Here is an 18608-nt window from a genome sequence, read left to right as displayed (position 1 = left end):
AGGCAGCATGGCAGACGGATATTACGGTCTCTACTCAGCCACGGTCCAGGAAAACACGGACCCCGACGGTATTGGCAGGGTGCAGCTTTCCGCACCGCAGGTTTTCGAGCCGGGCGAGACGGTCTGGGCCAAACCGCTGCTGCCGCACGGGCATTTCTTCATCCCCGAAACAGGCGACATGGTCTGGCTTCAGTTCGAAGGTGGTGAACTCGACAACCCGGTATGGGTCGGTACCCAGATCCTGAATGGCGGCTGGTCGGTGAGCGCCCCCGGCGGCGATCCCACCGTGCGTTCCATCCGTTCTCCGACAGGCCACGTCGTCGTCATGCGCGACACCGCCGGAGCGGAGGCCATGGAGATCTTCTCCCCGACCCGCCTGACCATTCGCGCCTCCGGCGCCATCACCATCGAGGCACCCATCGTTACCATCAACGGCCGGCCCGTCGCGCCGATGCCCGCAAGCTTCACGATCTGACATGACCATGGCCGACACCTTCGAGATCCCCTGTATCAAGCTTCCCGAACCGCCGGAGATCCCGTCGATCACCCTAATCGGCGGGGCGAAGCTTTCCGCCTTCCTCGACATGTCCAAGGGAATGCCGAACGACTGCCAGGTGACGATGAACCTGCTTGGCCAGCTCGCCCCCACCCTGTCGTCACTGGCGCCGATCCTGCAGATCCTCAAGGTGATCGTGGCGATCAAGGATTTCGCGACCAATCCGCTGGTCAACGGACCCGACCTTATCGCCGCCATCGGCGGCATCTCCGGGCTCTTCGTCTCGCTCACCCCGGCGGGACTGGCCCCGACCATCGTCGGCATTCTCAAATTGCTGATCTCATTCATCAAATGCGTCATCACCCTATTGAAGTCGTCGATCAGTCTCAAGGCGGACATCGCCCTCGCCAGAGCCGATTTAGACCTGTCCATCGAGCCGCCAAGCCTCCAGCTGACCGCCTCGCTCGACTGCGCCGCCGCCAATGCGGAGATCGCGCTCGAACAGGCCAACGCGATGATGGGACCGATCGCGCCGATCATGGACATCATCGGGCTTCTTACCGGGATCGTCGGCATAGAAGTGGGCCTTCCGAGCGCGGACCTGTCCGCCGCCGCGGATGCGGAAGCCGCGATCACCCAGCTGGAAGAAGCCGTCACCGCCCTGGACGAGGCGGTCAGTGTGGTTGCCGCCATCGCCGGCGGCTGAACAAGAAGGAGCATGAACGATGGGCAAAGGCCTGGGCACAACCCCCGATATCTGCGTCGATGCGTTCATCGAGGCAATGCGCAAGACTATGCCCGACGAACAAAAGCTGAAGCTCGACCGTCCGGACGTGCGTGCCAACATCGCACCGTTGGGCGAGGCCGTGTTCGATATCGCGGTCGGCCCGGCCCAGACCCGCGCCGACCGCGACTCCGACCGCGTTTTTTTCGACTGGCTGTCCGCCATAACCAAATGGATGGTGGAAATGGAGAAGTGGCGCATGGGTGTGACCAAGGTCATCGCCGACGCGCAGACACTCAAGGCCCTGCGACAGGACGTCGGCAAACTGCCGACCCCCACGGCGCCGCCGTCCCGCCGGCCAAGCCGTCTGACGGGAGCGATCCGATGACCTCCGGCGGCAGACCCGGCCGCGCACCCATTCTCGGCCCGTCCTTCCCCTTCCGGTTCGAAAACGGCGGCGTTGCCCGCTCCCGGGGAACAGAGAAACTGTCCCAGAACCTGCGCCACCTGTTGCTGACCCGCATTGGCGAGCGCGCCATGCGGCGCTCGCTCGGCGGTGGCGTTCAGTCCGCGGTGAACGAGACCAGCGAGCCTACCCTCGTAGGCCTGGTGCGCCACGAGTTGACCCGCGCGATCGCCACCTTCGCGCCCGAACTGGAGATCGTCTCGGAAATCGAGGTCGTCAGGGTACGCGAACGGCTGGAAATCGCATTCACCTACCGCGCCGCGCTGACCGGCGGCGTTGAACGGTTTGAACTCGCGGTCGATTGAGGAGCGTGGAAATGGATCAGCTCGGCACCAGTCCCCCAACGATCGATTACACAGCCGTCGATTTCGATTCACTCGATGCCGCGTTACGCGAACTCGCGGCCCGCAATCTGCCCGAATACACGGACCAGAGCGACAACGACATCGGCGCGCTGTTGCGCCAGTACGTCGCCTATGCCGCCGATATCGCACTTTACTACCAGACGCGCATCGCGCAGAACCTGATGCCCTCGACCGGTGACGATCCCGAAGCGCTGACCCAGCTTCTGCGCTGGATCGGCTATGAGCGGGCGCCTGCCACCGCCGCCACCGCCGAGGTGGAACTGGCCTTCGACGCGTCGATCGTTCCTCCGCTCATCCTTCCGATCGGCACCGGCTTCTCCTTCACCGCCTCCAGCGGCCAGACCATCCGCTTCGAGCTGACCCGCGACGTGACGATCACCGCAACCGATCTGGGCAACGTCGACGCTTCCCGCAGCGGCCTGCGCTATGCCCTGCCTTTTCCGGTGATCGAGGGCCGCACCACGTCCGGCGAGGAGATCGGCCGCGCCGACGGGTCCGCCAACCAGCTCTATGCGCTGTCGCAGCCGAACGTCCTGCCCGGATCGGTGCGCCTGACCGTCAGCGAAGCGGGCGGCCCGCGTGTTTGGCAGGAAGTGGAGACGCTTCTCGACAGCGGCCCGACCGACCGGCATTTCATTATCCGACGCGCAGCGAACGGTATCGCCTCAGCGCTGCTCGGCGACGGGGTGAACGGCTATGCGCCGCCTGCCGGTTCTCTGGCTGTCCCGGCCACAATTCTCGCGGACTACCGTACCGGCGGCGGTCCGGCGGGCAACATTCCCGCTCGCAGCACTCTGCGGCCCGAACTCGCTCTCATTCGCGGCGCCACCACGCTCGGCGCGGCGGGCGGCGGCCGGGCGGCCGAGAACCTGGACGTCGCCCGCCGTTTCGCGCCACGCCTTTTCCGGGCCCAGGACCGTGCCGTCAGCCGTGCCGACTACGAGGATCTTGCCCTGTCCGTTCCCGGCATCGGAAAAGCCCGCGCCGTGGCCGCCGGCTGGAACAGCGTCGCCCTCTTCCTCGCGCCCCAGGGCCAGGTGGCCGAACCGTCCGAGACCCTGCGCGCCAATGTCGCTGCCATGCTGGAACCGCGCCGAATTCTCGGCACGGAACTGCGCCTGCTGCCGCCCGACATCGTGGAAGTCTACATTCGCGCCCGGGTCCGCCCCGGTCCGTTCATGCCCCGTAACGCCGTGCGCGATGCGGTGATCAGTGAGATGGAGCGCTTCTTCGCGTTCGACGCCGTGGACTTCGGTGAACCGCTCTATCTCAGCCGTCTGTATGACCGGATACAAAGCCTCGCGGGCGTCGACTTCCTGTTCATCGACCGTTTCACCACCACGCAAAATGGTGGAGTGGACGGTGACGGGGTTGTCGAACTGACCGCCTGGCAGCTCCCGAGGCCCTATCGCGGCACCGATGGTCTGCCGCTGGAACTGGTGATGCTAGAGGACACGCCCGGATGATCGCGGACCGCACTCAGCATGGTACCGATTGCAGGTTCGGAGCCTCCCGCTCCGCGCCGGGAGGCCACCCATGAGGGCCGTGACCGATATCATCGCCCGTCCGGGGCTGGACGACGGCACCGTCCGGCTGGCCTGGACCAACCCTGATTCCGAAGCCTTCGCGCCCGGTGCCTTCACCAGCATACGGGTGTTGCGCCGCGAACGCGCCCATCCGCGGAATTCCGACGACGGCACAGTGCTTTACGACGGTCCGCCGATCGCCGCGCTGGCCGACAAGGACCCGGCGGCGCCTGCCTTTCGTTACTACCGGATCTTTGCCCGCGACGACGCCGGCATCCTGCACGACGGGGAAACAGCGCTCGCTACAGCCTTTGCCGCCAAACACAGCGGCATAGCCGAACGGCTCTACGCACTTCTGCCCGCGATCCACCAGCGGTTCGACACGCCGCTCGATGCCGCCGCCCTCGGTGTGCTTACGCCGGCTCAACGCTCCGCCCTTGCGGCCCTGCCGCCCGAACTTGCCGGCAGCGGTCCGCTTCGCCGCTTCGCCCTGGCGCTGTTTCGCCCCTTCGATCTGATACGCAGCACCGCAGAGGCGCTGCCGCTCATGCGCGACGTGGATCATTGTCCCCCGGTCGCCTTGCGGGCGCTGGCCGACAGCCTTGGCTGGGCATTGGACGAAACGCTGCCGCTCGCCCGCCGGCGCAACGACGTGCGTTTCGCACCGTCACTTTTGCGCCGCAACGGCTCCGTCGAGGGCATCGCCACCCTGATCGAACGCTCCACCGGCTGGCGGGTCGATCTCGTGGAAGGGCATGCCCGTCTGCTGCGGACCCACCGTCCGGCACGCAGGTCGCTCTGCAGCCTCATTCAACGCGACGGACTTTGGCGCGCCGCCGACGACCTCGCTCCGCTGCTCGGCCTGCCCGAGGTGGAAGCCAGCGGCGGCGCCGCGACGCCTGCCACCGTCACCGGTTCCCTGACCGGCCCGTTCGACTTCCCGCCCGGCGGCACATTGCGCCTCGAGATCGGCTCGCAAGCCCCCTTCAACCTCCGGCTCGATGCCGGCGACGTGGATGACATCACCGCGGTGACCGCTGCCGAACTGGCCACGGTGATCAACACGCTCGCCCCGGAACTGACAGCACGGGAACTGCCCGGTGGGGAACTGGAGATTGCCACCGCTGAAACGGGCCCCGAGGCCCGGCTGCGCGTGCTTTTCACCCGGTGCACACCCCGCTCCACAGACGCCGCCCCGGCCGGACGGCCCGTCGCGACAACAGCCGGGCCGGACAATGCCACCTTAATGTTCTACGAGACATTCGACCCCGCGGACGCCGTTACGCGCCGCGCCGCGCAGGACAGATTGCGGGGTTTGCCCGCCCCCGCCCCCGATCTGCCCTTTGCCCCCGCCCCATCGCTTCCTGTTGCCTCCGTTTCGACGCCCCCCTTGCCGGCCCGGGCACGGATCCGTGCGCGCGTTCGGCGCAACGCGCGCTGGCTGGACAGCTTCGCGCTCGACACCGGCCCGGATCCGGCCGCCCGTCCGGCAGCCATGCGTTTGCCCGATGACCGTGTGTTGCTCGCCTGGCTCGCCAACCCGAATACCGCCCGCGCGCGTATCGAAATGCGTTTCGCCATGCTGGGCGATCCGGCCCCCGCCCGGCTGGCACTGGGCAGCTCCGGCCCCTGGTCCCTGCCTCCCGGCACCAGCCTGGCGCTGACGGTCGCACGCCGGGACGGCGCAACCCGGCGCACAGGCATCGCCTTTGCCGCCACCGATTTCGCCGACCCCGCGGCGGTGACCCAGACCGAACTGGTTTCGCTGCTCACATTGCGGCTCGACGGTGTCACCGCCCAGCCGCGCGCCGACGGCGGCGTGGCGCTGGTCAGCGATGAGGCAGGTGGCGGTGTGCGGCTCAGCCTAGATCTGAGGCCCGGTGTCTCCACCGCCGCCTCTGTGTTGGGTCTCGACCCGGCACGCGCCAGCGCTTCCGGAAACGACGGGCTCGATCTGGTGCTTGCCGACGCAACCTCTCCGACGCTTCCCGCCGGCAGGCTGGAAGACCCTTTTCTGGCCCCCGACGGCGCGGGCGGGGCCTATCTCTTTGTCGTGAACGCCGCCGACAACCGCCGGCTTCTGGCCACGCGCTTTTCTGCTGGCGCGTGGGCGCCGGTCGAGCAGCTTGCGGATCATGCCGCCGAACCGGCCGCGCGGCTCGGCTCAGACGGTCTGGTGCATCTTTTCTTTGCCCGCCGCGACCCAACGGCTCCCGGGGAAGACCGCTGGACCGTCCGCCGCCGCCGCTTCGACCCCGGCATCCCGGGATGGGACGCCGAGGCCGCAATCACCAACCAGCCGCCCGGCGGCCGCGCGGCGGACCGCGAACCGGCTCCCGGACCAGAGACAGGCGGCGGCTTCCTGCTGTTTCTGAGCTCCGACCGGAGCGGCGGCCGCGCGCTGCACAGCCTTTCCGTGCCGCTTGCCGCCGGTCCCGCAGCCACTCCATCCGCCGTGCTTTCCGATGCCTTCAACGACAGCGCGCCGCTGCCACTGAGCCTCGGCGACGGTACGCTGGAGCTGATCTTCCGTTCCGATGACGCTCCCGCAGCCACGCGCACGCCCCGCAACCTGCCGGGGTCCACTCTCAAGAGCCGGCGGGAGGACGGGCTGGGTCTTGTTCCCCATGCCGCCGGAGCGCTCACCGTCGATCCGTCCGACACGGCACGGCTCGGCCTGCGCGACCGCCAGACGGATCTGCTGACCTATACGGCCCAGCGCCCAATTGGCCCCCTCGGGCTCGTCCGGCGGCCCGGCACACAGGCCATTGCCGAACCCGCGCTATCTCCATCCGAGCTGCGCACGCGCGAAACCGTGACCGCCTATATCCGCCGCGCGGCCACCGGCGCACCGCTGACCGCGGAGCGTCAAACCCGGCTGGCCGGGGTGCTCGAGCGATACAAGCCCATCAATCTGCGGCTCGCCCTCGCCGTTGCGCCCGAACGCACTCTGGAGGAAGTCTACAGCCCCTTCGACGATATCGGGGAACGGTGGGAGGATCGCGGACCCGTGGTGGAAAATGTCGGCCCCTACGCCGATGCCAGCACCGCCGCCGCGCCTGACCTGCGCTTCCTGCTAACTAACAGCCTCACGCACCGGACCGCCGACCCGGCGGATCTCGCCTCGCTGCGCAACCGGCTGTTCTTTCTACCTTTGCAATGACGAAAGGCCGCGCCATGACATCCTCCCCTGAGACCACCGGCCTTCGCGGCGACTGGCGCGACGTCCTGCGCGCGCCCGACGGCCACGTCCTTTTCGACAGCGGCATCCGCAAGAACGCCGTCGTCAACGATTGCCGCCGCCTGCTCGCGACCTTCATGCGCGGAGCCCCCACCGCCTCCGGCATCAGCGGACTGGCCATCGGCCGGGGCAATCCGGCCTGGGACAGCGCGGGGACGCCCGCGGCAACCACGGACCGGACCGCCCTGGTCGACGCCAACCCTTTCGTGCTGCCGCTTGCCGACCTCACACTCGACTTCCTCGATGGTGATGTCGCATCTCCAACGCCCACCAATCTTGTGCGCATCGCTGCCGTGTTCGGTGCCGGTCAGCCGCCCTGGCCCGACGCCAACCACACTGACGCGGGGCTGCGAGAGTTCGGCCTCGTGGGCGATCTCGACGGCAGCTCCGTACTGATCGACTACGTCACCCACCCCGTCATCCACAAGGATCCGGTCGCGCCACTCGAGCGCACGATCTGGCTCAGGTTTTGAAAGGAGAGTTCCGATGGCCGTCATCACGCCCGACACCTTCGACCCGCTGAACCGTTTCAGTGCCGTGCGCTTTGCCCAGGGCACACCATTATGCGACTGCGACCTGAACGAGGAAATCGATATCCGCCGCGCGGAAGTGCGCTTTATCCTGCGCGACGTGGTTGGCGACGGTGCCCCCGCGGACTCCTCTGCTTTCGAGATCTCGGGCACCGGCGCTAACAATGACTTCGACATTCTCGCCGGCCCTTCCGGCCCCGCAGCCGGGCTGATGATGGTACAGGGCCACGCGGTGCGGCTCGTCGCCGACAGGCTTTTTCGAAGCCAGCCCTTGCACAGCAGCCAACCCGGAGCCGCCGACACCGCGGCCCGGCTCGGTACGGTGGAGATCCCCGAGATTCCCACGCCAGCCGCGGACGGCACCCTGACCATCTACCTGGATGTCTGGGAGCGGCTCCTGGAAGCGGCCGAAGACCCCAGCCTTGTGCTTCCTGCGCTCGGCGTGGAATCCAGCGCCCGGCTGATCCGCGAATTTGCCGTTCGCTGGCGCGAGGGAACGGCACTCCCCGACGGCGGCGACCCTGATTTCGAGGCAGGCCATGCCTATCTCGCTCTCGCCCGTATCGACCGGCGCAACGGCGACGACCAGATCAACGCCGCCGATGTGACCGATCTGCGCCGTACCGGCGTGGCAACGCCCACGCGGGGAGATTTCGCCCAGATCGCCGCGGACAGCTTTGGTCCGGGCTACGCGGTCGACGGCTCCGGACCGCGTCTGGGGTTTTCCCTGCGCGAGGTGATCAACGCCATCCTGCGCGATGGCCGCGCGGCCATCCTCGGACCCGAGACATTCAACAATCTCACCCCCGGCTTCCCTCGACTTTCCTATGGCCCCAGCGGGCTTCGCCGGCTCTGGTGGATAGGACCATCCGGCGCGCCGGGCACCAACGCACTGTTCCGGCAGGACGAACTGCCCGGAGGCGGCTTCGGTGCACCTGCCCAACAGTTCGATCTGACCGGCGGACTGTCCACCGGCAGCCTCTGCATCGCGTCCCAGCCGGGAGACGTGATCTGGGCGGTTTATCAAGGTTCAAGCGGTGGCGGAGTCGATGAGATCTTCGCCCGGCGCCACGAGGCGAGCGTCTGGGCCACCGAAATCACCGTTTCCACCGGTAGTGACAACGCAAACCCGGTCACCGCAACCGACGAGACGGACACCCTCCACATCGTCTGGCGGGACACCTCGGCCGGTACGGTGCTGCAATCGGGCACAATCACCCCGGGTGCCGCCAGCGCCAGTCCCGCGGCCGTGGCTGACGCCGCTGCAGCGGGTGACGTGGTCTTCTCGCTGGGCCGTGCACCTGAAGGCGGTGTGCGGCTGGTGAAGGCCGAGGGCGGGCCTGCCTGGGGTTTCGAGACCAAGCGGTGGGACCCCGACACCACCGCGTGGGAAGGTGGATTCACCCCGGTCACCAATTCCGTCACCTCCGCCGCCATCGGCCTCGCCTCGGCGGCGACGCCGACGGGCGAGACAACCCTCGCCTTCACCGTCCGCGACGGAGGCAGCACGACCTTCGACCTGGAAACGGCCAGGCTGGAAGTCGCTCCCGGCGGCTTCGATCTTTCCGACCGCCGCCGGCTTCTCAGAGCAACCATCGCGACGGCATCCGAAATCCCGCTCCAGCCGACAATGACCGAAGAGCCGGGTGGCAACATCCGTCTTACCTACCGCACATCGACCGACCTGCGCGGCTTTGCGCTGGTGTTCGAAGTCTGACAGACCCCGAAAGGAGAAATCAGTTATGCTCCGTTATCTGCTCGGCCCGGTATTCGCGGCCACACTGGCCCTGCCGGCACTGGCCGCCCCGGTCACCATTGACCTCACGAATTCTTCCCCGTCGGAAGATGGCGCCGGCTGGGACGCCACGTTCAACAGCGCTCATGGCACGAACACCAAGCCTTTTATATTCCGCTTCGTCTCGGCGGACGCGACAGCCCTGCCGCTGGCAGCCACCGGCACTTGTGGCACCAGCGGAGCCTGCGTGCGGCTGACCGCCGGCACCTCCCCACCCTTTTCAACGCCCAAGGAATGCACAACACCCATTCCTGGCGGAGGCCTGGAACCGGAGTTCGACGCCACGACCGCCGGCAGCTGCTACTATCGGCTCGACTCCTCGGGTGGGTATACCGATGTGGTGATCTACCATCTCGGTCTGCTGGAGGCCTCCGCGAACATCCGCGTCGAGATCCAGAATCTCACTCCGGCCCTGCCGTTCCACACTTTCACCGATTTTGACTCCAACACCGCCCCCAATGGCCCGCCGCAACCCATCGCCGCCCGTCCCCAGGCCAACCTCGGACTGGTCATAGACAAATCGGGCTCCATGGGCTGGTCGAACAATCCGCTGCAACCGGGCTGCGAGGTCACCGGCCCGCCGCCCGCCGGCTGCGAACCAACCCGGTGGGCCGTGCTGACGCGCGGGCTGGGGCAGATGGCGACGGTTGCCAAGGCCTATATACTTCCGGGCGACCAGATCGCCGCCGTGGCCTTCGACACGTCCTCGCACACCATACAAAACCTCATCGGCGCAAATACGCCCACCATCGACGGCATTGTCACCTCGATAAACTCCACGCTTTCCCCTGGCGGAGGGACTTCGATCGGGGACGGCGTGGATGCGCTCGACAACGTGCTGGCAGCAAATGCCGGCGAGAACAATCTGATGATGCTGTTTTCCGACGGCATCCAGAACAACCCGGTCTACCTGCGGCTTGTGGGCGACATCCTGCGGCTGAATCCCAATTCCAACTCCGACACCGGAGCGAATATCCAGGACGTGCCGACCGGCTTCGATCTGTGCATTTTCGCGCTGCGTGCCGAAGGCACCGCCGATCCACTCGACCTGCAGGCGATCAGCGACGTTCGCTGCCAGGACGAGATGGGCGCGGGTCTTCTGGTCGAGACGACCTCGGTCGATCCGGGCGACCCGGAACTTGTCACCTTCTTTCTTGAAGTGCTCAACCGCGCGCTGATCGGCGACAAGCTGGAGCTGGTGGACATCGCCTCGCACCAACTCGTCAGAGACACCGGACCGGATACCCTCACTCACAGTTTCAGCATCGGCCGCGATTCCATCAGTTTCACCGCGCTGCTGGGCTGGCAGCGGCCGGGCAACGGACTGGCAGCCATGACCCTGGTGAAGGACGGCATCACCATCGATATCGCCAGCGCGCACCGTTCCGAGGGTGGGAGCGACCATTGGGCGATGACCTTGCGCGCGCCCGCCTACGGTGAAGATGCGTCGGGGCGCCGGATCCGTATCGACGATCTCGGCGGCGACTGGACGCTCGTTGCCCGACCTGTCTTCGAGGTCTCAAGGGTGTTCGATGCCACCACCACGATCATCTCCGACAATGCCACCATCGCCACCACTTTCAACGTGCGCGAGGCGTCTCCTGGACTGAACAAGCCGTTTCGGTTGCGCGCCGAACTCACCGAGGCGGGCCAGCCTGTCACCGGTCTGCCCAACGGCTCGGTACGCGCCACCGTCCGCGCGCCGCAGGGAAATCGGGGGGATGTCCTTGCCAGGCTCAAAATCACTCCGAAAGTCAACATTCCGGACAGTGACCCGTTTTCGGCGGCGGCGGCCAAAGCGCTGACTGCGCTCGGAGTTTCCGGTCCCGGAGACGAACTGAGAAAGGCACTGAGTCAGGCTTCCGGGATCACCTACGATCTTAAGGAAACCGATCCGGGCATTTACCTGGCTGAAACCGACTCCTCTGTTTTTGAGGGGGTCTATAACATTACGTTTCAAGTGGATGCGCCGGATTCCAAACTCAACGGGCCGTTCCAGCGCGTGTTCCGGACGGACTTCGTCAAGTCCCTGCTGATTGACGAAAAACGAACCCTTGCCTCCATCGCGGTCAAACCTGCGCAGGTCTGTCCTGCCGGTTTGACCTGTTCCACGCTTACATTCACGCCGCAAGACGCCAACGGTGTGCTGGTCGGCCCGGCCTTCGCCACCGCCATCGCGGTTGGAGGAAACGCCGAGCAGATCGGCGCGGTGGTGGACAATCTTGACGGTTCCTACCAAGTCGTGGTCGGCTGTCCCGCAGGCACCACCTGCAATCCCACAATCTCTCTGCGCGATGCAACTTTTGTGCGCGAGCTGGATGGTGGCTCTGCCCCGCAAACAGATCGCGCCTGGGACGTCAAGATGATTTGCGGGGGCATTGAAAAGCCCGGAGGTCCGCTCGCACCCGGTCTCTACCACACTGTGGTCAATCTCCTGGCGACCGGCGGCGGCGGACGCGTAACCCTGCGCTTCGCTCCGGCTATCCCGGATGGCAAACCACAGGACCTGGGCAGCCTCAGTCTGGCGGCCGGGCAGGCTATGGCGATTGACTGCGCGCGGCTGGTGGGCGGTTACCGCGACCTTCGCAAATCCGGTTTCGTCGAAGGGATGCTGACCATCGGCGCCCGCGCCAATCTCGCGGTTTCGGCGGTCTACTCGGCGACCGCCGCCGAAGGGAAAAAAGAGCCTGGTACCTGGGTCCCCGCGCTGCAGGTCTCCCCCATACCGCCCCGCGTCACCCGGTAGGCAGAGCAACGCGCGCGCCATCAGGGCGCGCGCTTAGCGGCGAACCAAGCCCAAATCCCGGAAGAGAATAAAATATCTTCCGAAGTCAGAAGAATGTTACGGGCCCCTTCTCGTCCTGGAGGATCCGTTTCGGTCAGGGTGACCGTGACCGGAGCGCAAAAGGCCCTCTTTTTCAGGCGCCAGGCTTCTGACCTGGACCCTTCAGGTCAGAAACCAGGCGCCTCAATTACACGACATGCACCTCCAGAGGCGGAAAACCGTTGAACCCCACGGAGGCATAGGTGGCCGTGTAGGCTCCGGTGCCGCCGATCAGAACCTCATCGCCGATTTTAAGGTCATGGGGCAGCCGGCAGGGCGTGTTTTCATAGAGCACATCCACAGAATCGCAGGTCGGGCCCGCCAGGATGCACGGCACCGCTTTCCCGCGGCCGTATCTGCTCGTTATCGGGTAACGGATCGCCTCGTCCATCGTTTCCGCCAGTCCGTTAAACTTGCCGATGTCGAGATAGACCCATTGCAACGGATCGCTGCCGGATTTCCGTGAAATCAGGACGACTTCGGACCTGATTGCCCCGGCATCGCCGACAAGGCCGCGACCGGGCTCAATCACCGTATCGGGAAAGGCGTTGCCGAAACGGGATCTGAGGGCGCGGAGGATCTCGCGGCCGTAGTCCGCCGCCAGCGGAACGTCGCGCAGATAGCGCGATGGAAATCCGCCACCGAGATTGAGGCACTTGATAACAATGCCATCGCCGGCAAGGACGTGAAATACCCGCACGACCTCTTCCAGAGCGCGCTGCCAGGCGAACGGATCGGTTTGCTGCGAGCCGACATGGAAGGACAGCCCGCAGGGATCAAGTCCGAGCCGCCGGGCGTGGCGCATGACGTCGCACGCGACGGCCGGATCGCAGCCGAATTTGCGTGAGAGCGGCCATTCGGCGCCGGCTCCATCGGTCAGCAACCTGCAGAAAACCTGTGCTCCGGGCGCCGCGCGGGCTATCTTTTCAACTTCCTCCGGGCAGTCGGCCGCGAACTGGCGAATACCCAGTTGGTGGGCACGCGAAATATCGCCTTCTTTCTTGATCGTATTGCCGTAGGAAATGCTGCCCGCGGATGCACCTGCACGCAGGGCCATCTCCACTTCCCGGATCGAAGCCACATCAAAGGATGCACCGAGACGGACGAGCAGCGCCAGGACTTCCGGAGCCGGATTGGCCTTGACCGCATAGTGGATTCTCGTGCGCGGCAGAGCGCGCTTGTAGGTGCGGTAATTCTTGCGGACGACCTCAAGGTCGACGACCAGACACGGCCCCTCGGTCCGGTGGCGGTCGAGGAAATCGAGAATCTTCTTCGTGGTCACTGGATCCTCCTTCAGTTGGGAAGCGTGGCCTTTTGAAATTGCCTGTCGGTCCGTTGACGCACGGGTTTCAGTTGTCGCTCAGATGATCGAAAAAGGTCGCGCCCGCATAGTCCTTGCGGAAAAGGCCCAGATCGCTGAGCTCCGGGACGACCTGTTCCAGAAACAGCCGCACGGACTCCACCGAACCGCCCGGAAACGCGACGAAACCGTCGATCGCTCCGGCTGTGGCCCAGTCCCTGATCTCAGCCACCGCGTCGGCAGGTGTCCCGACGACAAGCCAGTGGGCGGACCCGATGACTTCCGGGCGGCGGAGCAGGTCCTCGACCGTCGGTTCGTCCCGTTCGATCATCCGCCGCAGCAACTGCGAATGGGTCCGGCTGCGCACCTTTTCCGGAGGCGGCGGCAGGTCCGATGCCCTCACCGGCCTGTCCGCCGGCCAGCTTGAAAGATCCAGACCCGTCATTTCATGGACGGTGACCAGGCAGCGCTCCCGGCTCGTGCGGGCATTGGTCTCCGCAAAAAGCTCCTGCGCTTCCGCGCGTGTAGGAGCAAGGTAAAGGCTGAGGCCGGGTAGAAGCCGGATGTCGTCGCCGCGCCGTCCGCGCGCTTCGGCGCGGCTGCGCAGGTCCGAGCGCAGGTCACCGGCGGCCGACCTGTCCGGGGTGGAAGCGAAGATCGCGTCGGCCACCGAGGCGGCGAAGGCACGTCCGGCATCGGAAGCCCCCGCCTGCACGAGCGGGATCGGCACCCTGCCGTGGCGGGGCAGGTTCAGCGGGCCCTTGACGCTGAAAAAGGCCCCTTCATGGTCGATGACTTTGACGAGGCTAGGATCGGCGAACCGGCCGCTCTCCCTGTCCAGTTTCAGGGCTTCGTTGGGATAGCTCTCCCAGAGCAGCCTGACGACTTCGGTGAACTCCGCCGCCCGGGCATATCTTTCTTCCGGGCTCGGCATCTCGGACAGGCCGAAATTTCCATTGCCGTCCAGGGCCGTGACAATATTCCAGCCGGCGCGGCCGTTGCTGAGCCAGTTCAGGGACTGGATCTGCCGCGCGACAATATAGGGCGGATAGAAGGTCGTCGAGGCGGTCGAAAGCAGGCCTATACGGGAAGTTTCGCGCGCGATCGATGCCAGGAGGAGTGTCGGGTCGAGACTGGCGAAGCCCGTACCGGAGTCCAGCAGGGTCGTATTCAGAAACAGCGAATCCGGCAGAAAGGCGAAGTCCAGCTTCGCCTGCTCCGCACGCAGCGCGATGTCGAGATAAAGGTCGCTGCCGTAAAGGCCTTCGACACCACTGTCCGGGCGCCGCCAGGCATCGCCGCTGAGCCATGTCGGGGCGAGCGACATTCCGATATGCAATTTCTTTAAGGGGGGCATCAAATCCGCTCTTGACTGGATTGGAAACGAGTTTGAGAGCTTGCTTTGGGTTTGCTGGCTCGTTTCGGATAGTATAAAGACTTCTGCATTGCAGAAGGTCAAGAGGTCGAAATTGCTGGAGACAAGACACGTAAGCGCGGCTTATGGAAAACTGGATGTGCTGAGCGATGTCTCCGTCCGGTTCCAGAAGGGCCGGCTGACGGCGGTCGTCGGGCCGAATGGCTGCGGAAAATCCAGCCTGTTGAAGGCGATCATGGGGTTCCTGCCCGTGCGTTCCGGGGACATTTTCCTGGAGGGCGAACCGGTGCCGCGGATCGGCCGGAAAAAGCTCGCGCGCAGGATTGCCTACCTGCCGCAGGACTGTTTCTGCCCGGATTACATGACGCTTGGCGAACTGATCGAGCTGGCGGGTTACGCGCGCTATTCGCTGGTTGGCGGGCCTTCGGAGCGCGACCGCGCGCTTTACCGGCAGGTGCTTGAAACGGTCGGCCTGAGCGACAGGGCCGACTTTCCGGTCAACAAGCTTTCGGGCGGCCAGCGCCAGCGCGCCTGGATCGCCATGGTGCTAGCCCAGGACACGGACGTCATCCTGATGGACGAGCCGGTAAACCACCTGGACATGAAGTACCAGTTTGCCGTTCTCGAACTGGTCCGGGACCTGACGGAGACCCACGGCAAGACGGTCATCGCGGTCCTGCATGATCTTAACCTGACGACCGCATTCGCGGACGACGTCATTCTTATGCGGTCGGGCAAGTGCCTGACGGCGGGACCGGTTGCCGAAACGGTGACCACGCAGAATATCGAGCAGGTCTTCGACCTCAGGACGCAGATTTTTCGGCGGGACGGCCGCCTCGTCTGCTTTCCGGAGCGTGCGGGCCACGCCACTGTCTCCTGATGGAAAAGCGCGGTCTTTTTCTTCTCGCGGCCCTGCCCATTTTGGCGTTCACGCTCGCCGCGCATCTGTTTTACGGATTTCGACCGGCCGAAATTCCGGGTTTGATCGCAGCATTTCTGCATTTCGAGGCGCAAAGTTACGAGGAAGCCGTTCTTCTGTTCCAAAGGGTCCCACGGAGCCTGACAGCGATCTATGTCGGAAGTATCTCCGCCACCAGCGGTGTCGTGCTGCAGAGCCTTGTGCGCAACCCCCTGGCTTCGCCCGCCACCATGGGTGTCAATGCCGGGGCGGCCATGTTCCTGGTTGCCGGCGCACTGCTCTTTAACATTGGAACGGGCCTGCAGGGCGCCGCCGCGCTGGCCGGTGCTCTGGCCGGCTTTTTGTCCTGCGTTGCGGTTGCCCGCTTCGCGGGCCGCCAGAACGATCCGCGCGGGCTGTCCCTTATCCTGTCGGGCGCGCTGGTTTCCATGCTGTTCACCGGCATCACCAATGCGCTGCTTCTGTCCGACCCCGCGCGGCGCTCCGATTTTCTCAGCTGGGTGATCGGCAACATCAACCATGCCTATATCGACCGCCTGGCGATGTTCTGGTGGATCGGCGCGGCCTCCATAGCTGCCTTTATCGTGCTCGCACGCCCTCTGACGCTGATCCTGTTCGGAGCGGAAAAGGCCGCGTCGGCCGGTGTCAATGTTCCGCTTGTGTCCCGTGCCGCGATCCTTGCCGCCGTTCTCGGGTCGGGGTCAGCGGTTGCCGTATGCGGCCCGATCGGTTTCGTCGGCCTGGTCGTGCCGCATATCGTGCGCCCCTTCGTGGGCAACAATCTTGTCTTCGCCCTGCCCGCCGCCTTCGCAACCGGGGCCGTCATCTGCCTCCTGGCCGACCTTGTCGCCAGACAAGCCCTGCATCCTTATGTCCTCAGCACGGGGCTGGTGACGGATCTGCTCGGCGGTATCGTTTTCGTGGTGATCGTCAAGCGTTTCTATCTTTCGCCGTCAAATCGGGAGACGGCATGATCAGGCGCGGCACAGCGATGGACGGGAAACGGGTTCTGCGCCTGTCAAACGGTCTTCAGATGCGGATCGGCAATCTCCGCGCGGGCGCCGGTTTTGCCGTGGCCGCTGTTCTCCTGGCGGCGATTTCCACCGGACTTGGTCTCACGAATACCGGATTTTTCGATCTGCTGAGCGCGCTTTCCGGCGATCCGCTTTCCGGAGCCGAGGGCTATGCTCTCTGGACGGTGCGGCTGCCACGGATCCTGCTCGGTTTCATGGTGGGATGGGCGGTCGCGCTTTCCGGCGCGCTGTTGCAGTCAATCGCGCGCAACCCGCTCGCAGATCCCGGCCTGTTCGGCTTCAGTCAGGGATCGATGACGATGATCATGCTTCTTCTGATCGTCGCCCCCGCGGCACCGAAAAGCCTTGTTGTGCTTGCCGCGGTGGCCGGAGGGCTTTGCGTCGCGGGACTGCTCCTCTGGCTGGTCGGAGGGGAGCGGTCGAGCGGCCTGTCGATCGTCCTGATGGGGATCGCCATTGAAACGGTTCTATCCTCTTTCGGCTCGCTTCTCATTCTTTACCTGCCGACGGAAACCTCCATCGCGCTTTCGGAATGGTTGGCCGGGTCTCTCTTCCAGGCCAACTGGACGATGATCACGGCGTTCATACCGCTGTTTGTGCTCAGTCTTGCCGGGATCCTGCTGGTCGGTCCGGCCATGGCGACCTTCGACCTGGGAACGGAAATGGCGATGGCGCTCGGAGAGCCCGTGGCAAGATCGCGTCCGGTCATTCTTGTTTTCGCCGTCGTGCTGAGCGCCGCCGCGGTGACGGCGGTGGGGCCGCTGGTTTTCCTTGGCGTTCTTGCGCCGCATATCGCCGGCTTCATCTCACCGGCCATTGCCCGGGCCAGGCTCTTTCTCTCCGGTCTTGTGGGCGGAATCCTTGTTGTTGCGGCCGACGCCGTGACACGCAGTCTCGCCGGAGGTCTTCCCCTGCCGCTGGGACTCAGCCTGACGATGATCGGTGTCCCGCTCTTCATCATTGCCCTGCGTCTTCAGGCGCTGAGGAAACAACAGTCACGTTGAAAGAAAGGTTCATTATGCGTTTTCTGATTGCATGCACAGTCGCGGCCGTTCTGGCGGTAAGCCCGGTCCTCGCGGCGGAGCGCACAGTCACCGACGACACGGGCCGCGAAGTCACGGTGCCCGAGCACCCGCAGCGGATCGTCGTCATGCACGAGCCGCTGCTTGGGATCCCTCTGATGGATCTCGGGCTAGAGGTGACCGGCAGCTACGGCCGGACCGAAGACGGCGAGTTCGTCATCGCGGTGGACTTTATCGACACCGTACTTGGAGAAGGAAAACCCAAACCCGGCGGTTTCGGACCCGTTGGCCAGCCCGATCTGGAAAAACTGCGGGCTCTGGAGCCCGACCTGATCCTTGCCACGGAACTGGATGCCGGCAAGGTGGATCAGCTCGCCACCGTGGCCCCCGTCTATTTGCAGAATATCGGCGGCACAAAGGTGCACGGCTTCGACGTCCAGGAAGATCTCGCGGCGCTTGTCGGCCAGGAGGAGGCCTTTGCGGCCCGCAAGGCGGCCTATCTTGAGCGTGTCGCCCAACTCCACGCCTCTTTGCCCGCCAACACGGCCGGCCAGACCTATCTTCCCATCTTCCTGACCGATCAGCTCAATGTGGTCGGCAACTCCTCGGGAATGGTGCAGGCCCTTGAGGATCTCGGCTATACCCGCCTGGAGGTCAACAATACGGACGGCACCACGGCCGGCGGCGGATCGATGATGCTGATGCCGCTCAGTACCGAGGCGTTCGGCAGACTGAATCCGGATGTCCTCGTCCTGTTGAACAACTACATGGACGAAGGGCGCGATGAAGCGGGAACGCGCGCCAAGCTCGGCAAGATCGTGCCCGGCTGGGACCGCTTCATGAAACCCGCTCTGGAAGACCGCATCCTGTTCGTCGATCCCGCCAAGGTCATTACGCCGACAGTGGCGAGCGCTGAACACATGCTGGATGCCGTCGAGAACTGGAGCGGGAAAGAGCGGTAGAACCGCCCTTTTCACCTTTGCAGCGCATA

Annotated in this window: 15 protein-coding genes; 13 read left to right on the top strand and 2 right to left on the bottom strand. The window is 65.1% G+C overall.

Annotation, left to right across the window (positions count from 1 at the left end):
• Window positions 1-7: 7 nt before the first annotated feature.
• The 9 genes from CLV41_RS20240 (at window position 8) to CLV41_RS20200 (ending at window position 11889) form a co-directional block, all read left to right on the top strand.
• On the top strand, window positions 8-475 hold the full coding sequence (locus CLV41_RS20240) for a phage baseplate assembly protein V (RefSeq protein WP_103224244.1): 468 nt from the start codon (window positions 8-10) through the stop codon (window positions 473-475).
• Between the two features lies 1 nt (window position 476).
• On the top strand, window positions 477-1202 hold the full coding sequence (locus tag CLV41_RS20235; RefSeq protein WP_103224243.1) for a hypothetical protein: 726 nt from the start codon (window positions 477-479) through the stop codon (window positions 1200-1202).
• Window positions 1203-1221: 19 nt separating this feature from the next.
• Window positions 1222-1608, top strand: a complete 387-nt coding sequence (locus CLV41_RS27845) for a hypothetical protein (protein WP_103224242.1) — start codon at window positions 1222-1224, stop codon at window positions 1606-1608.
• On the top strand, window positions 1605-1991 hold the full coding sequence (locus CLV41_RS27840) for a GPW/gp25 family protein (protein WP_103224241.1): 387 nt from the start codon (window positions 1605-1607) through the stop codon (window positions 1989-1991). Before CLV41_RS27845 ends, CLV41_RS27840 begins: the two co-directional genes overlap by 4 nt.
• An 11-nt stretch (window positions 1992-2002) precedes the next feature.
• Window positions 2003-3517, top strand: a complete 1515-nt coding sequence (locus CLV41_RS20220) for a putative baseplate assembly protein (RefSeq protein ID WP_103224240.1) — start codon at window positions 2003-2005, stop codon at window positions 3515-3517.
• A gap of 70 nt (window positions 3518-3587) precedes the next feature.
• Complete coding sequence (locus tag CLV41_RS20215; RefSeq protein WP_103224239.1) at window positions 3588-6740, top strand: phage tail protein; 3153 nt, start codon at window positions 3588-3590, stop codon at window positions 6738-6740.
• Between the two features lie 14 nt (window positions 6741-6754).
• Window positions 6755-7291 carry a hypothetical protein gene (locus tag CLV41_RS20210; RefSeq protein ID WP_146048611.1) on the top strand — a complete coding sequence of 179 codons (537 nt, stop codon included), beginning with the start codon at window positions 6755-6757 and terminating at the stop codon, window positions 7289-7291.
• A gap of 13 nt (window positions 7292-7304) precedes the next feature.
• Window positions 7305-9065, top strand: a complete 1761-nt coding sequence (locus CLV41_RS20205; protein WP_103224237.1) for a hypothetical protein — start codon at window positions 7305-7307, stop codon at window positions 9063-9065.
• Window positions 9066-9090: 25 nt separating this feature from the next.
• Complete coding sequence (locus CLV41_RS20200; RefSeq protein WP_103224236.1) at window positions 9091-11889, top strand: VWA domain-containing protein; 2799 nt, start codon at window positions 9091-9093, stop codon at window positions 11887-11889.
• 226 nt (window positions 11890-12115) lie between these two features.
• On the opposite strand, the gene CLV41_RS20195 is transcribed toward CLV41_RS20200, so the two are convergent.
• Both CLV41_RS20195 and CLV41_RS20190 read right to left on the bottom strand, forming a co-directional pair.
• On the bottom strand, window positions 12116-13249 hold the full coding sequence (locus CLV41_RS20195; RefSeq protein ID WP_103224235.1) for a type III PLP-dependent enzyme: 1134 nt from the start codon (window positions 13247-13249) through the stop codon (window positions 12116-12118).
• Between the two features lie 67 nt (window positions 13250-13316).
• A complete protein-coding gene (locus CLV41_RS20190; RefSeq protein ID WP_103224234.1) occupies window positions 13317-14624 on the bottom strand; it encodes an NtaA/DmoA family FMN-dependent monooxygenase in 1308 nt (435 codons plus the stop codon).
• Between the two features lie 112 nt (window positions 14625-14736).
• On the opposite strand from CLV41_RS20190, the gene CLV41_RS20185 reads away from it, so the two are divergent.
• The 4 genes from CLV41_RS20185 to CLV41_RS20170 are packed head-to-tail and all read left to right on the top strand — an operon-like array spanning window position 14737 to window position 18579.
• Complete coding sequence (locus tag CLV41_RS20185) at window positions 14737-15522, top strand: ABC transporter ATP-binding protein (protein ID WP_103224233.1); 786 nt, start codon at window positions 14737-14739, stop codon at window positions 15520-15522.
• Window positions 15522-16535: a FecCD family ABC transporter permease gene (locus CLV41_RS20180; RefSeq protein WP_103224232.1), complete on the top strand. Its 1014-nt coding sequence runs from the start codon at window positions 15522-15524 to the stop codon at window positions 16533-16535. Before CLV41_RS20185 ends, CLV41_RS20180 begins: the two co-directional genes overlap by 1 nt.
• Window positions 16535-17599, top strand: a complete 1065-nt coding sequence (locus CLV41_RS20175; RefSeq protein WP_103224379.1) for a FecCD family ABC transporter permease — start codon at window positions 16535-16537, stop codon at window positions 17597-17599. The genes CLV41_RS20180 and CLV41_RS20175 overlap by 1 nt, the downstream gene beginning before the upstream one ends.
• 14 nt (window positions 17600-17613) lie before the next feature.
• Complete coding sequence (locus tag CLV41_RS20170) at window positions 17614-18579, top strand: ABC transporter substrate-binding protein (RefSeq protein WP_103224377.1); 966 nt, start codon at window positions 17614-17616, stop codon at window positions 18577-18579.
• Window positions 18580-18608: the final 29 nt, after the last annotated feature.

Source organism: Roseibium marinum (assembly GCF_002906165.1).
In the GTDB taxonomy this organism is placed as follows: domain Bacteria; phylum Pseudomonadota; class Alphaproteobacteria; order Rhizobiales; family Stappiaceae; genus Roseibium; species Roseibium marinum.
The sequence above is the reverse complement of the archived record's forward strand: the minus strand, read 5'-3'. Positions and strand labels throughout refer to the sequence as shown.

Excerpts from the sequence above, each read along its gene's own strand:
- CLV41_RS20210 (WP_146048611.1), top strand. The coding sequence starts at position 6,755 with ATGACATCCTCCCCTGAGACCACCGGCCTTCGCGGCGACTGGCGCGAC.
- CLV41_RS20235 (WP_103224243.1), top strand. The coding sequence starts at position 477 with ATGACCATGGCCGACACCTTCGAGATCCCCTGTATCAAGCTTCCCGAA.
- CLV41_RS20170 (WP_103224377.1), top strand. The coding sequence starts at position 17,614 with ATGCGTTTTCTGATTGCATGCACAGTCGCGGCCGTTCTGGCGGTAAGC.
- CLV41_RS27845 (WP_103224242.1), top strand. The coding sequence starts at position 1,222 with ATGGGCAAAGGCCTGGGCACAACCCCCGATATCTGCGTCGATGCGTTC.
- CLV41_RS20215 (WP_103224239.1), top strand. The coding sequence starts at position 3,588 with ATGAGGGCCGTGACCGATATCATCGCCCGTCCGGGGCTGGACGACGGC.
- CLV41_RS20205 (WP_103224237.1), top strand. The coding sequence starts at position 7,305 with ATGGCCGTCATCACGCCCGACACCTTCGACCCGCTGAACCGTTTCAGT.
- CLV41_RS20240 (WP_103224244.1), top strand. The coding sequence starts at position 8 with ATGGCAGACGGATATTACGGTCTCTACTCAGCCACGGTCCAGGAAAAC.
- CLV41_RS27840 (WP_103224241.1), top strand. The coding sequence starts at position 1,605 with ATGACCTCCGGCGGCAGACCCGGCCGCGCACCCATTCTCGGCCCGTCC.
- CLV41_RS20180 (WP_103224232.1), top strand. The coding sequence starts at position 15,522 with ATGGAAAAGCGCGGTCTTTTTCTTCTCGCGGCCCTGCCCATTTTGGCG.
- CLV41_RS20200 (WP_103224236.1), top strand. The coding sequence starts at position 9,091 with ATGCTCCGTTATCTGCTCGGCCCGGTATTCGCGGCCACACTGGCCCTG.
- CLV41_RS20220 (WP_103224240.1), top strand. The coding sequence starts at position 2,003 with ATGGATCAGCTCGGCACCAGTCCCCCAACGATCGATTACACAGCCGTC.
- CLV41_RS20190 (WP_103224234.1), bottom strand. The coding sequence starts at position 14,624 with ATGCCCCCCTTAAAGAAATTGCATATCGGAATGTCGCTCGCCCCGACA.